14 protein-coding genes are annotated in these 14,087 nt (G+C 46.7%); 4 read left to right on the forward strand and 10 right to left on the reverse strand.

The window, feature by feature from the left end; all coding sequences use genetic code 11:
* Nucleotides 1–54: 54 nt before the first annotated feature.
* The 4 genes from HMPREF3022_RS02870 to HMPREF3022_RS02885 all read right to left on the reverse strand — a co-directional run bounded on the left by HMPREF3022_RS02870 (nucleotide 55) and on the right by HMPREF3022_RS02885 (nucleotide 3,719).
* On the reverse strand, nucleotides 55–723 hold the full coding sequence (locus HMPREF3022_RS02870) for a DUF3108 domain-containing protein (protein ID WP_070765107.1): 669 nt from the start codon (nucleotides 721–723) through the stop codon (nucleotides 55–57).
* A 30-nt stretch (nucleotides 724–753) separates the two neighbouring features.
* Nucleotides 754–1,380, reverse strand: a complete 627-nt coding sequence (gene purN / locus HMPREF3022_RS02875; RefSeq protein ID WP_070765108.1) for a phosphoribosylglycinamide formyltransferase — start codon at nucleotides 1,378–1,380, stop codon at nucleotides 754–756.
* A gap of 97 nt (nucleotides 1,381–1,477) precedes the next feature.
* Nucleotides 1,478–2,293 carry an FKBP-type peptidyl-prolyl cis-trans isomerase gene (locus HMPREF3022_RS02880; RefSeq protein WP_070504422.1) on the reverse strand — a complete coding sequence of 272 codons (816 nt, stop codon included), beginning with the start codon at nucleotides 2,291–2,293 and terminating at the stop codon, nucleotides 1,478–1,480.
* A gap of 160 nt (nucleotides 2,294–2,453) precedes the next feature.
* Nucleotides 2,454–3,719, reverse strand: a complete 1,266-nt coding sequence (locus tag HMPREF3022_RS02885; RefSeq protein ID WP_070713104.1) for a Glu/Leu/Phe/Val family dehydrogenase — start codon at nucleotides 3,717–3,719, stop codon at nucleotides 2,454–2,456.
* 421 nt (nucleotides 3,720–4,140) lie between these two features.
* Here HMPREF3022_RS02885 and HMPREF3022_RS02890 point away from each other — a divergent pair, with 421 nt between their 5' ends.
* The 3 genes from HMPREF3022_RS02890 (at nucleotide 4,141) to HMPREF3022_RS11505 (ending at nucleotide 5,650) form a co-directional block, all read left to right on the forward strand.
* Nucleotides 4,141–4,854 carry a phosphoglycolate phosphatase gene (locus HMPREF3022_RS02890; RefSeq protein ID WP_070765109.1) on the forward strand — a complete coding sequence of 238 codons (714 nt, stop codon included), beginning with the start codon at nucleotides 4,141–4,143 and terminating at the stop codon, nucleotides 4,852–4,854.
* Nucleotides 4,855–4,951: 97 nt separating this feature from the next.
* Nucleotides 4,952–5,413: a recombination regulator RecX gene (gene recX, locus HMPREF3022_RS02895; protein WP_070765110.1), complete on the forward strand. Its 462-nt coding sequence runs from the start codon at nucleotides 4,952–4,954 to the stop codon at nucleotides 5,411–5,413.
* Nucleotides 5,414–5,488: 75 nt separating this feature from the next.
* Entirely contained in the window at nucleotides 5,489–5,650 is a 162-nt protein-coding gene (locus tag HMPREF3022_RS11505) for a hypothetical protein (RefSeq protein ID WP_141756484.1), read from the forward strand.
* Nucleotides 5,651–5,773: 123 nt separating this feature from the next.
* Here HMPREF3022_RS11505 and HMPREF3022_RS02900 read toward each other — a convergent pair whose 3' ends face one another.
* The 3 genes from HMPREF3022_RS02900 to gmk form a co-directional block, all read right to left on the reverse strand.
* A complete protein-coding gene (locus HMPREF3022_RS02900) occupies nucleotides 5,774–7,930 on the reverse strand; it encodes a RelA/SpoT family protein (protein ID WP_070765111.1) in 2,157 nt (718 codons plus the stop codon).
* 106 nt (nucleotides 7,931–8,036) lie between these two features.
* Entirely contained in the window at nucleotides 8,037–8,243 is a 207-nt protein-coding gene (gene rpoZ, locus HMPREF3022_RS02905) for a DNA-directed RNA polymerase subunit omega (protein WP_003682294.1), read from the reverse strand.
* Between the two features lie 52 nt (nucleotides 8,244–8,295).
* A complete protein-coding gene (gene gmk, locus HMPREF3022_RS02910; protein WP_070765112.1) occupies nucleotides 8,296–8,913 on the reverse strand; it encodes a guanylate kinase in 618 nt (205 codons plus the stop codon).
* Nucleotides 8,914–9,081: 168 nt separating this feature from the next.
* Between gmk and HMPREF3022_RS02915 the strand changes: the two genes are divergently transcribed.
* Nucleotides 9,082–9,642 (forward strand): adenine phosphoribosyltransferase, encoded by a 561-nt coding sequence (locus HMPREF3022_RS02915; RefSeq protein WP_003682296.1) that lies wholly within the window; start codon nucleotides 9,082–9,084, stop codon nucleotides 9,640–9,642.
* Nucleotides 9,643–9,691: 49 nt separating this feature from the next.
* Here the strand turns inward: HMPREF3022_RS02915 and HMPREF3022_RS02920 are convergent, their stop codons facing one another.
* The 3 genes from HMPREF3022_RS02920 to HMPREF3022_RS02930 form a co-directional block, all read right to left on the reverse strand.
* Nucleotides 9,692–10,429: a toxin-antitoxin system YwqK family antitoxin gene (locus tag HMPREF3022_RS02920; RefSeq protein ID WP_070765113.1), complete on the reverse strand. Its 738-nt coding sequence runs from the start codon at nucleotides 10,427–10,429 to the stop codon at nucleotides 9,692–9,694.
* A 225-nt stretch (nucleotides 10,430–10,654) separates the two neighbouring features.
* A complete protein-coding gene (prmB, locus tag HMPREF3022_RS02925) occupies nucleotides 10,655–11,554 on the reverse strand; it encodes a 50S ribosomal protein L3 N(5)-glutamine methyltransferase (protein WP_003745819.1) in 900 nt (299 codons plus the stop codon).
* Nucleotides 11,555–11,649: 95 nt separating this feature from the next.
* Nucleotides 11,650–13,905 carry a nitric-oxide reductase large subunit gene (locus HMPREF3022_RS02930; RefSeq protein ID WP_049344039.1) on the reverse strand — a complete coding sequence of 752 codons (2,256 nt, stop codon included), beginning with the start codon at nucleotides 13,903–13,905 and terminating at the stop codon, nucleotides 11,650–11,652.
* Nucleotides 13,906–14,087: the final 182 nt, after the last annotated feature.

A 14,087-nucleotide genomic window follows, 5' to 3' on the forward strand; every position in this document is an offset into this window, starting at 1 on the left:
TAAAAGGCCGTCTGAAAACTTTTCAGACGGCCTTCTTGTTTGAGTAAATAAAGATTACGGTTTCACTACTTTACCGTTGATTTTGACGGAAGTCAGTTTCAGGTTGTAGGTTTTGCCGTCATCGGTATAACTTATTTGCGCAGGGATATTGTCGATATCGGAAGCAAACGAGTAAGTAACGGTATCGTCGCCGCGGCGGACGCGATATTTGCTTACAGGCGTTGTGCCGCCGTTCAGTTTATAGCTTTCGCTGCCGATTTTGTTCATGTTGCCGACGGTATAGAGTTTTTTACCGTTGGTAATTTTCAAACCTGACGGCAGGCGCACGTCATTGGCGGCCAGTTGCCATGCCAAAGTGAACAAGTCCATGGCCGGGCCGGATTTTTCGGTTTTCAAATCACCTGCTTTGCCGTAAGTGATGTTGCCGCCGGAGAATTTGGCCTCGGCATACAATTTACCGCCGCGTACATCTTTGTAGTAAGACGGATTCAAGGTCGTGCCGTTGATGCTGCCGCCTGATTCAAAGCGGATATTGTAAAGCGGTACTTTGATGGTAGAGACGATTTTGTATTGGCTGCCGCTGCGTGTGAAGGTCATGGTGGCAGGAATACCGTAGCTGCCTGAGTATTGCAAAACGGCAGATTGCGGCAATTCAGCGGCTTGTGCGCCGATGGAGGCAGTGAGCAGGGAAAGTGTCAGCAGGGTTGTTTTAATCGGATTCATGATGTTTTCCTTGTGTGTATAGTGTTTTAATTAAGCCAACATGCTTTGACCGGCGGCATTACGTTGTGCATTCAAAACGCGGTTGCCTTCGATTTTCAGATGGCCTGCAACAAAGTCGGCAACGGCTTGCGGGAAAAGCTGGTGTTCAACCGTCAGCACGCGTGCGGCAACGTCGTCAGCAGTATCACCGTCCAAAATAGGAACAATGCCTTGTGAAATAATCGGGCCGCAATCCAGCTCGGGCGTTACGAAATGGATGGTGCAGCCAGCTACTCGGCAACCTGCTTCCAATGCGCGTTCGTGGGTGTGCAGACCGGTGAAAGAAGGCAGAATAGACGGATGGATATTGATCAGGCGGTTTTCATAATGCGCGCAAAATTCCGGAGTCAAAATGCGCATAAAGCCCGCCAATACAACCAAATCTGGCTGATAGGCATCGATTTTCTCCATCATGGCCTGATCAAATGCCAGACGCGAATCGAAGTTTTTATGGTTCAAACTGTCGGTGGCAATACCGCGCTCTGCCGCCCATTCTAATCCGGCTGCGGTCTCGTTGTTACTCAATACGGCTGCAATGTTGGCATTGGGAATATCGGCATTCACAATCGCCTGCATATTGCTGCCGCGTCCGGAAATAAGGATGACGATATTTTTCATCATAATTCCTTGTTTGTTTGGAACAAAGGCCGTCTGAAACGGAATTTTTTCAGACGGCCTTTTATCCGTTGTTTAAGGGCGTAAGCCTTGATTCGGATTATTGAACTTTTTGTACGTCAACTTGTACAGGTTGTTGCGCAGCGGCATCAGGCGCGCCAACTTTAACCAGTTTTACATCGAATACCAAAGTAGCGTTCGGGCCAATTTTATCGCCGGCGCCCACTTCGCGGTAAGCCAATTTAGCAGGGATGTAGAATGTTGCTTCGCCGCCTTCTTTCAAGAGTTGGATACCTTCAGTCCAACCTGGGATTACTTGGCTTACAGGGAAGCTTACTGGGCCGCCGTTGGCTTTACTGCTGTCAAATACGGTACCATCAATCAGACGGCCTTCATATTCAACGGTAACCATATCGTCTTTAGTCGGTTTTTTACCTTCGCCTTCTTTGGTGATTTTGTATTGCAGACCGGAAGCGCTGGTTTTCACGCCTTCTTTAGTCGCGTTTTCTTTCAAGAACGCTTCGCCTTTTTCCAAGTTTACTTTGGCATCTTCAGCACGTTTGGCAGCCGCTTTTTCTTGTTGCTCTTGCAGGAATTTCATCATCACTTCCTGAGCTTGAGCTTCAGTCATTTTAACTTCTTTACCTTCAAACATGGCTTCCATGGCTTCGGTGAAGACTTTCAAATCAATTTCCGTACCTTGGTCTTTCATTTGTTTCAATGAACGGCCGATGTCCACACCCATTGCGTAGCTGGCTTGTTGGGCAGTAGAACCGATGGCAGAAGCATCTGCAGTCGCATTTGAAGCTGCGGAAGCAGCAGGGGCATCTTTAGCGGCAGTGTCTTTTTGGTTGCAAGCAGTCAGTGCCAACAAAGCAGACAAAGCCAATGCGCTGAATTTGAAAGTTTTGTTCATGATTATGTCTTTTCCGGAAAGGTCAAAAAAAGGGATTATAGCTGAGTTTGATTGAAATGGAATCAAGGTGGATTAAAATTTGTAAAGGCTCTTATCAAAAACATCAAGGCCGTCTGAAAACAGGTTTCAGACGGCCTACTCTTAGCTATCGCTCAAACGATTAATACCAGCCGCGCAGCTTCATTGCTTTTTCAACACGACGGATACTCATCATGTAAGAAGCGGTACGCAGGTCGACATCGTATTCTTGAGCCAAGTTCCAAATATCGCGGAACGCACGGCGCAGGACAACGGTTTCTTTCTCTTGAACTTCGTCAAACTCCCAGTAGTAGCCTTGCAGGTTTTGTACCCATTCAAAATAGGATACCACCACGCCACCGCAGTTTGCCAAAATATCAGGAACAACCAATACGCCATTTTGACGCAGGATAACGTCTGCTTCAGGAGTAGTCGGACCGTTTGCACCTTCAACCACGATTTTCGCACGGACTTTACCGGCGTTTTCAGAAGTCAGTTGGTTTTCCAGCGCGCAAGGGGCGAGTACGTCCACTTCCAAAGCCAAAAGTTCGGCATTGCTGATTTCTTTGCCGTAGCCGGCTTCGTTGGTGATAAAGCCTTTTTCTTGGAATTCTTTAATGATTGCTTCCATATCCAAGCCGTTTTCGTTGTAGATGGCAACGTCAACAGTAGATACGGCAACGATTTTCGCACCGGCTTTGTGTGCATAGTAACCGGTGTGGTAGCCCACGTTACCGAAACCTTGAATAGCGTAAGTGGCGCCCTTCACGTCTTTGCCCAGTTTTTCCAAAGCTTGGACGGCGGCGAAGTTTACGCCGTAACCGGTGGCCTCAGTACGCGCCAAGGAACCACCAAACTCAACCGGTTTGCCGGTAAACACGCCCGGTGCAGAATGTTTCACGACGTTTTCATAAGCATCAACCATCCAAGACATGATTTTGCCGTTGGTGTTCACATCGGGGGCGGGAATGTCGATTTTCTCGCCAATCAGCGGAGAAATAGCTTCAGAATAAGCGCGGGCGATGCGTTCTAATTCTGCTTCGGAATAATTGCGCGGATCCAAAGTGATGCCGCCTTTACCGCCGCCGTAAGGAATACCGGCTACACAGCATTTGATGGTCATCCAAATAGACAGTGCTTTGACTTCGTCCAGATTTACATTGGGATGGAAGCGCACGCCGCCTTTGTAAGGGCCGACGGCATTATTGTGTTGTGAACGGTAGCCGGTGAAATTTTCTACTGTACCGTTGTCGAGTTTGACAGGGAAGTTCACTTCCAAAACACGTTGCGGCTTTTTCAAGATTTCAAATACTGCCGGGTCGGCATTCAGGCGATCGCAGGCAATTTTTACTTGTTTTTGTGCAATTTCAAACGGATTCAGTGTTTCTTTAACAGCAGATGCGGACATGTATTTTTCCTTTTCATACACATGATTAGACGAGAGCCATACTTGTTACTATATACAAAAACAGGAAAAAATGTAATAGCATGTAGTCGATAAAAAGCAAATCCATTCATTTATATATAAATTTAGTTTGAGGCCGTCTGAAAATATCGGTACGCCGACCAAAAAATTTTCAGACGGCCTAGTATAAATGCTCATCAAACCATTCAAAAAAACACTCAAACCCTTTGTTTTTTAATGCCTACCAAACCGCCCTTTTTGTTGACAAAATCCCTTCCACATTACCAACAGACGGACAGACTTACACCAGCAAAAATTGTTAACAATTTAAACAAATATCCCATTAAAGAATCAGCAAAACATCGGCAAATCAGGCAAACAATGTTAAAATAAGCGCTTAAATAATATGACAGAAAGCTACTCAATGACCACTGCTGCCTTAGAACACGTTCAAGCCGTTGCCTTTGATTTGGACGGTACCTTATGTGATTCCGTTCCCGATTTAGCCGCAGCAGCCCAAGCCATGTGTGCGCACTTGGGTTTACCTGTTTTGCCTACCCAAACGGTTGAAAGTTATGTCGGCGACGGCATCAGCAAGTTGGTTCATCGCGTCATTAGCAATGATCGTGAAAAAGAAGCCGATCCTGAAATCTGGGAAAAAGGTTTTGTGTTCTTTATGAAATATTATCGCGAGCACTTGAGCGACTTTACCCGCCCCTACCCTGAAACCGAAGCCGGTCTCGGCCTGCTCAAGTCCTTGGGTATTCCATTGGTTGTCATTACCAACAAAAATGAAATTCTGGCAGCCGAGCTGCTGAAACAGCTTAATCTCGACGGCTACTTCAGCCTGGTTCTCGGCGGCGACAGCCTGACTGAGAAAAAACCCAGCCCATTGCCGCTTCAACATGCAGCCGAAGTTCTGGGCATCGACGTTGCCAATATGCTGATGGTAGGCGATTCTAAAAATGACATTATTGCTGCTAAAGCGGCCGGTTGCTTCAGCGTCGGCGTAACATTCGGCTACGGCGACATGACCTTGCTCTCTCAAGACAAAGCGACCAAACCTGATTTGTTGATTCGCGCCCTGCCTGAAATCTACGAAAATCTACAACCACAAAAAAACAAAGACGAAGAATAATTCGGCTTTATTTTCAGACGGCCTTTTCGGCTATTTTCCCCAATTAGGCCGTCTAAAAATGTAATTCAATGTAGTCACTTCACTCCCACCATATCCCATGAGACCCCCTAAAACCTTACGCGCCCGTGCCTTGGATATTCTTTCCCGTCAGGAAGTCAGCCGTGTCGGCTTGAAACGCAAACTGGCTCCCCACGCTGAAAGCGAAGAAGAATTGGAAAAGGTTTTGGATGAATTTGCCGAACGGAATTGGCAATCCGACCAACGTTACGCAGAAGCCTATATTCACAGCAAGAGCAACCGTTACGGCACGCTCCGCCTCAAGCAAGCTTTGGCGCAACAAGGCATCGATGCAGACAACTGTCGGGAGTTCCTACCCGATAGGGAGGACGAGCTGCAAACCGCCATTTCCGTCTTGCGTAAAAAATTCAAGCAAGAAGCCCAAGATTTGAAAGAAAAACAAAAACAAGCGCGTTTCCTTGCCTATCGCGGCTTTGGTGCCGACACCATTCAGACGGCCTTAAAAACCGCGTGGAATGAAGACGAAGACTTCTATCAATAATCATTCCCACTTGAATCTTTGCTTCTATCGGCGTACCCTTACGCTTTTATTCAATAATTCAATCAGAGCTTCATCATGTCCGACAAATCGCACGATACACCCAATCCCCTACTCGAAGACGAACGCAAAAATCCTGTTTACCGCTTGGGTCAGGCAGTAGCCGGATTCATGTTGCTGGTTTGGGCCGGCGTTTTGGCCTTGGTTTTCTTCTTGGTTTTCCGTTTTTGGTTGAATTAAATAAACCCAATCCAATTACAAAAAAGCCATAAACCCTCTTAAAAAGAAGCCAACAGCTTTTATTTGTAAACATCAAAAAGGCCGTCTGAAAACACTTTCAGACGGCCTTTGCTTATAACGAGATTATCCTCGAATCACTTTGCGGATATTCGGATTGGCATGCATTGCATGAATAATCTGATTAACCTGATCCAAGTCTTTGACTTTAATTGTGAATTTAAATTCTACAAAACCTTCCGTTCCTGCTTGCGCTTTGGTTGGCGTATCGACAGATTCGATGTCCGCACCGGAATTGGAAATCGCTTGCGCCATTGAGGCCAACAAACCATGCGCATCTTCGGATTTGACATTGAGTATGGTGCGGTACGTTTGATTGCGTAAACTGTCCCAACCCGCATCGAGTTGCTCTTCCGGATCGGCTTTGACCAAAGTTTGACAGGTATCACGGTGGATAATCATGCCCTTGTCTTTGACCAATAAGGCGCGAATCGGATCGCCGGGGATCGGATGGCAACATTCGGCAAAATGAATCCGGCCGGTTTCTTGATCGTTGACTTTGATCGGGCTGAGTTTGACTGTACTGCCAAAATGTTGGCCCGCCAACTCGGCAATGTGCATGGCAACGTGTACCGGCAAAGTATGCCCCATACCGACATTATAGAGGACCTCTTCAAACGAGGTTTGTTTGGTATTCAAATCGGCAAGATATTTTTCTTTGAGGTCGTCTGAAAGCAGGATGTCTTTAGGCAACAGGCTGGATAAAGCTTTTTGCAGCAGGTTCTCACCCAAAACAACGGCATCGTGACGATTCAGATTTTTAATATATTGGCGGATGGCGCTGCGCGCACGGCTGGAAACGGTAAAGTTCAGCCATGCCACATTAGGCTTGGCGTGTTCGGAAGTAATGATTTCTACCGTATCGCCGGTTTTCAGCTTGGTGCGCAACGGCATCATGACGTTATTGATACGCGCGGCAACGGTTTTATGACCGATATTGGTGTGAACGGCATAGGCAAAGTCAATCGGCGTCGCTCCTTTAGGCAAGGTAAGGATATCGCCTTTCGGGGTAACGATATAGACTTCGTTAGGGAACAAATCGACTTTGACATGCTCCAGAAACTCGATGGCATTTGAGCTGCTGGCTTGCAGGTCAAGAATATTTTTCATCCATCGGTTCATATGGAGGACGGCTTGGTCCGGAGTGTTTTCACCGGATTTGTAAATCCAATGACCGGCAATACCGCCCTCAGCCACTGCATCCATTTCACGCGTACGGATTTGCACTTCGATCGGCAAACCGTAAGGACCGACTAAGGTCGTGTGTAGGCTTTGGTAGCCGTTGCTTTTCGGAATAGCGATATAGTCTTTAAAACGGCCGGGCTTGGGGTGGTATAAATTATGCAATGCACCCAACGCGGCATAACAGGCAGGAATATTGTTTACAATGACCCGAAAGCCGTAGATATCCATTACTTCGGCAAAACGCAGCTTTTTAGCCAGCATTTTTTGATGGATGCTGTATAAGTTTTTCTCGCGGCCTTTGATTTTGGCTTCAATATTGACACCGACCAAACGCTGACTGAATGCACGCAACACTTTGCCGACAACATCGCGGCGATTTTTGCGGCTGTTGTCCATGGCTTTTTTCAGGGTTTCGTAGCGTCTTGGGTGGAGGTTTTGGAACGATAAGTCTTGAAGCTCTTGATACGCATTGTTCAGGCCAATGCGGTTGGCGATTTGAGCATAGATTTCGAGGGTTTCTTTGGCGATGCGGCGGCGTTTTTCCGGACGCATAGAGCCAAGCGTGCGCATATTGTGCAGTCGGTCGGCAAGTTTGACGACGATGACACGCACGTCTTTAGTCATGGCGAGGATAAGTTTGCGAAAACTTTCCGCCTGATGCTCGGCATGATCTTCAAATTTGAGTTTTTCCAGCTTGGAGAGGCCGTCTACCATTTCGGCAATGGTATCGCCGAATTCTGCCGCCATTTCGACTTTGGTTACGCCCGTATCTTCCAATACATCATGCATAACGCCCGCGCAGAGGCCTTGAACATCCATGTGCCAAATCGCAAGCTGCGTGGCAACGGCAAGGGGATGGGTAATGTAGGGCTCGCCGCTTTTACGGGTTTGTCCGTCATGGGCGTGGAAAGCGTAGGCAACGGCTCTTTCAAGCTCGGCCTGCTCATTGGTATTGAGATAGGATGCAGTGCGAAACAGAAGCTCGCGCGCTTCTGCTGTCAGCGGGTCATAGGGGGCGGTAGGCAGTGGGGCTGGCATTTTCAGACGGCCTTTTATGGCTATTTTTTTAAGCCGTCAGACTGTATCGGTTGTGATATCGCACCGATACAGTCCGCGCGACGGTTTTATCGGTTTTCCGGTTGGTTTATTTGTTGCGGGTCAGCAGCTCGGTTCCGATTTGTCCGGCTGCGATTTCGCGCAGGGCGGTTACGGTTGGTTTGTTGTTGCGGATGTCGTCAACCAAAGGCGTATTGCCGTTTTCGAGCTGGCGTGCGCGACGGGCGGCAACGAGGGTAAGGTCGAAGTGGTTAGGGATTTTACCTGTGCAATCTTCAGTAGTAATACGAGCCATGTTTGCTTGCTTTCTTTCTATGTTTCAAATAAACGGTTATTTTCGCTGTTTTTTAGGAATTTTCCAACAGGTTTGAAATAAATCCCTGTTGAGAGGATTTTTTCAGACGGCCTGCTTTAATAATGTGGAACAAATCGGCTTCGGCACGATCCAAATCGTCATTCACAACGACGTAATCGAACAAAACAGACTGCTCAATCTCATGACGTGCTTTTGAAAGACGTGTTTGAATAACTTCTTCGCTGTCTGTACCACGGCCGATCAAACGTTGCGCCAAAACTTCAAAGGAAGGCGGCAGGATGAAAATGCTGCTGGCTTCAGGCAACGATTTACGCACTTGCGCTGCACCTTGCACATCAATTTCCAAAATCACGTCATAGCCCTCTTCGCTCAACGAATTCACGCCGGCAATGCTGGTGCCGTAATAGTTACCGAACACATTGGCGTGTTCCAAAAAGGCTCTTTGCTCAATCAGTGATTCAAATTCTTCTTTGGAAACAAAGTGGTAATGCACACCATGTGCCTCACCCTCACGCGGCTGACGCGTGGTATGAGAAATAGAAACACGAATGTCGTCATGATTTTTCAACAGGCGCGACACCAAGGTCGTTTTACCTGTGCCGGAAGCGGCAGAAATGATGTAAATATTGCCTTTTTTATGATTTTGCATGGTGGTTCAGCCGATGGTATGTATCTGTAAATTATAACACAACACAATGTTTCTCGGAATTTCAGACGGAATGTTGCAAAATTTGGCTATTGTATCGATTAATTTGGCAAGTTTGCATATGACCGCTACAATGGCGTGTTAAAAACTTTTTGATTTCGGAATGTCGAAATGTTGATTCATCCTGAAGTAATGGGCGTAGAAGCTTTAGCGGACAAAATCCGTAAAATTGAAAACTGGCCGCAAAAAGGGATTTTGTTTCATGACATTACTCCCGTTTTGCAAAGCGCAGAATATTTCCGCCTGCTGGTTGATTTGCTGGTTTACCGCTATATGGGGCAGAAAGTTGATGTCGTTGCCGGCTTAGATGCGCGCGGCTTCATCATTGGCGCGGCTTTGGCCTATCAGCTGAATGTCGGCTTCGTTCCCATTCGTAAAAAAGGCAAACTCCCGTTTGATACGGTTTCTCAAAGTTACGCTTTGGAATATGGCGAAGCAACGGTAGAAATCCATACCGACGCCATCAAGCCGGGCGCACGCGTTTTGTTGGTAGATGATTTGGTGGCAACCGGCGGCACAATGCTGGCAGGTGTCGAGCTGATCCGAAAACTGGGCGGCGAAGTAATCGAAGCGGCTGCCATTTTGGAATTTACCGACTTGGACGGCGGCAAAAAAATCCGTGAAAGCGGCGCGCCGTTATTTACCCTGTGCCAAAACAAAGGCTGTATGTAACACACAAAAAACCGCAAGCCAATCAGCCTGCGGTTTTTTATTATCACAACTATTCGAGAACGTATCCGTCTGTATCCCAAAAGGTTTTTTTCACCAACTGGTCGTCTTTATAAACCAGCTCAGATTTCTTCGCACCATCATCATACCAATCCAAAATGATGCCGCTGCGTTTACCGTTGCGAATACTCAATTCAGACACGATGCGGCCATTTTCATCCCAACTGATGATCTCCGTCGGTTTGTCATTGCTCATCATCATTTCAGTTTTCGGGCTGCCGTCTGAATACCATTGTTTCCAATGGCCATTGGCTTTATCGTGCTTAAACTGGATTTCGCTTTCTTTCACACCATTTCGGTAATAGCGGGAACCCACGCCCTCACTCAGTCCATTTTGATAAGGCATTACTGCGGATTTTTTACCGTTTGGATACCAGTTGACCCATTCGCCATGCGGTTTGCCGTTGCGATAGCTGCCAACCATCTTTTTCTGACCGTTGAAATGCCACAGGGTCAGCGTACCATTATCCAACGCCGGCACAAAAACCTTAATCTGACCGGCAGGTATTTCATAAGGATCAGAATATTTTTTCATCGATGGATAGTAAAAATCCTGCACCTGCGCCTTGCCTGCCTCAATCTTGTATTGGCGAACATAAGCAACCGAAGGCATGGTCGCCGTCAGTTTACCGTTTTGATTGAAATAAACGGTATGTTGCTGGGCAAAGGCGACAACGGGCATACTGAACAAGGCAGCAGCCAACAGGCCTGATTTTAAATAATTATTCATAATATGGAGTTTGGCAGTATATGTTCTACAAAAAGTCAGTAATAAAAATCTACTGACATTAGAAACTATGACAAATATTATAAGCCATAGTTTCAAAGCCTGCTTGGATTTCATATTCAGCATACCATAGGTATTTGTATTTCCTTAAAATATTAAAATTTTTATAAAACAAAGGCCGTCTGAAACTTTTTCAGACGGCCTTTGTTTTATTTATATCAAAATAAACTATTCTTCACCCAGTAATTGCTCGCGGGTCAACAGGAATACAAACCCATCGCCACCGCTAGTTTCCAACCAAGTAAACGGTAATTCGGGATAAGCCGCTTCCAATACTTCACGATTGTGACCGATTTCAACCAGCAATACACCTTTTGGATTCAAATATTTCGCCGCTTGCAGAATGATTTGACGTGTAGCGTCCAAACCATCTTCGCCACTACCCAAAGCCAATTCCGGCTCGTGCAGGTATTCATCAGGCAACGCTTCCACTGATTCCGCGTCGACATAAGGCGGATTGGAAACAATTAAGTCGTATGTTTCATCCAAACCTTCGAATAAATCGGTATGCACCAAGCTGATGCGGTCTTCCAAACCATAATCTTCAATATTGATGGCGGCTACTTCCAGCGCATCCAAGCTTAAATCAACGGCATCGATTTGTGCATCAGGATAGTGGTGCGCCATTTGAATGGCCAAACAGCCGCTACCGGTACACAAATCCAAAGCTCGATGCACCAACTCATCATGTTCAATCCAAGGACGGATACCGTCGCCCAGCAATTCGTAAATGAAAGAACGAGGCACGATAACGCGCTCATCAACATAAAAATCAAACTCGCCCTGCCATGCCTGATGCGTCAGATACGCGGCAGGAATATGCTCCACTGCGCGGCGTTCGAGAATGGACAACACCTCTTCCTTCTCACTTTGCAACAATTTAGCATCCAAATAAGGTTCCAACGTATCCAAAGGCAGATTCAAAGTGTGCAAAATCAGATAGGCTGCCTCGTCATGGGCATTATCGCTTCCGTGTCCGAAAAACAGTCCGGCATCGTTAAAACGGCTGACGGCGAAACGCAGCAAATCGCGAACAGTGGTCAGCTCTTGAGCAGCTTGATTGAACATAATGTTTTGTCTTGTCAATTTAAGAATGTTGAAATTATAACAGAAAGGCCGTCTGAAAACTTTTCAGACGGCCTTCGATTTAATTCAGCTTAAGATTATTTATCGCGGCTGAATACGATTTTGGTAGCTTGGATAGCAACGCAGACAGCACCACCGATAAAGATCAAGTCAGCAGCAGTACGAACCCAACGCAGGGTATCCAGAATTTCCATTTGCAGGAATTCTTCACTACGTGCATACCACAGACCATGAGTGATAGAAGCGTAAGCTTGAATCACGCCGACCGGCAACAGGCTGATGGCAATCATACCCACCAGGCCGCCGTTCAACAGCCAGAATGCCCAAGTCATCAGTTTGTCGTCAAATTGAGCATTAGGTTTCAGGTAACGTGCAACCAGCAATACGAAGCCCAGAGCCAAGAAACCGTACACACCGAACAGAGCCGCGTGAGCATGAACTGCAGTAGTGTTCAGACCTTGGATGTAGAACAGAGAAATCGGCGGGTTAATCAAGAAGCCGAATACGCCGGCACCAATCATGTTCCAGAAGGCAACTGCTACGAAGCACATCAGAGGCCAACGCAGACGTTTCGCCCAGTCGGACAGGTGTTGGTAAGACCAGTGTTCATAAGCTTCACGACCCAGCAGAATTAAAGGCACAACTTCCAAAGCGGAGAAACATGCACCGATTGCCATAGAGGCAGAGGTAGAACCAGAGAAGTACAAGTGGTGTAATGTACCTGGAATACCGCCCAACATGAAGATGGCAGCAGCAGCCAAAGTAGAAGCAGTGGCAGTACTACGGCGGACAAAGCCCATGTTATAGAAGATGAATGCGAAAGCGGCAGTAGCGAACACTTCGAAGAAACCTTCTACCCACAAGTGAACCACCCACCAACGCCAGTATTCCATCACAGCGATTGGAGATTTTTCACCGTAGAACAGACCAGGAGCATAGAACACACCCACACCAACCATAGAAGCTACGAAGATAGCCAACAGGTTTTTGTCTGTACCTTTTTCTTTAAAGGCAGAAATGGTGCAACGCAGCATCAGGAACAGCCACAACAGCAAGCCGACCATCAGCAGAAGTTGCCAGAAGCGACCCAAATCCAAGTATTCGTAACCTTGGTGACCGAACCAGAAGTTCAGCTCAGGCGGAATGATGTGAGTCAAAGCAAAGAAGTTACCTGCGTAAGAACCGCCGACTACGATGAACAGGGCGATGTACAGGAAGTTCACACCGGCACGTTGGAATTTAGGATCTTTACCGCCGTTCACAATCGGAGCCAAGAACAGACCTGCTGTCAGGAAGCCGGTTGCAATCCAGAAAATAGCGGATTGGATGTGCCAAGTACGGGTCAGCGCATATGGGAACCAGTCGGCCATTTCAAAGCCCAAGGCGGTATCGATACCGTAGAAGCCTTGACCTTCGACAGTATAGTGAGCGGTCAAACCACCCAACAGTACTTGTACGACAAACAGCGCAACAGTCAGGAATACATATTTGCCCAACGCTTTTTGAGAAGGAGTCAGTTGTACTTTAGAGATAGGATCTTCAGTAGGTACTTCAACCTCTTCATGTTTGGTCAAGAAAGAGTAACCCCACATCAGCAAGCCGATACCCATCAGCAACAATACCACGCTGGTGAAGGACCACATGTAGTTTTCAGTAGTCGGTACGTTCTTGATCAAAGGCTCGTGCGGCCAGTTGTTGGTGTAAGTGAAGTTCTCATCAGGACGGTTAGCCGAAGCAGACCAAGAAGTCCAGAAGAAGAAGTTGAACAGTTTTTCACGCGCTTCTTGGCTTGGCAATGTGTTGTTTTTCATTGCAAAGTGTTCGCGAGTGGTTTGGAACTTAGGATCGTCGCTGTACACACCGTGGTAGTAAGGCAAAATGCTTTCGATCGCTTTCACGCGGGTATCGCTGATAACGACAGAACCGTCTTCCTTAATACGGCTTTGGTTGCGGTATTCGTCAGCCAAACGGGTTTTCAGAACAGCTTGTTCCTCAGGAGAAACTTCGTCAAATTTTTTGCCGTAAGTTTCTTGCGCAGTCAGATCCAACCATGCAACCAGCTCGCGGTGCAGCCAGTCGGCAGTCCAGTCCGGAGCTTGGTATGCACCGTGACCCAATACAGAGCCAACTTCCATACCGCCGGTAGTTTGCCATGCAGATTGACCTGCCAAAATATCGTCTTTGGTCATCAGGACTTTGCCGGATGCAGAAACGACTTGTTCAGGGTATGGCGGAGCCTTTTTATAGACCTCGCTACCCATATAACCAAGAATGGTAAAGCATACTGCCAGTACGGCAAACAGCAAGTACCAAAGCTTCTTGTACTGTCCCATTTTGAGTACTCCTTGATTTTGGTAAAAAGTGGTTGGGTATTAATTCATCAAATATGAATGTTAAAGATTGTATCACGGTTTTAAAAGTAAAGAAATATTTTGTCAATAATATTCCTTTAAAACCATTAACTTACATGATATTGATTCCTATTATCCTGTATAACTCCTCCTTTGTTATATTT

The sequence above is a fragment of the Neisseria sp. HMSC065C04 genome (genome assembly GCF_001815375.1).
In the GTDB taxonomy this organism is placed as follows: Bacteria; Pseudomonadota; Gammaproteobacteria; order Burkholderiales; family Neisseriaceae; genus Neisseria; species Neisseria flavescens_D.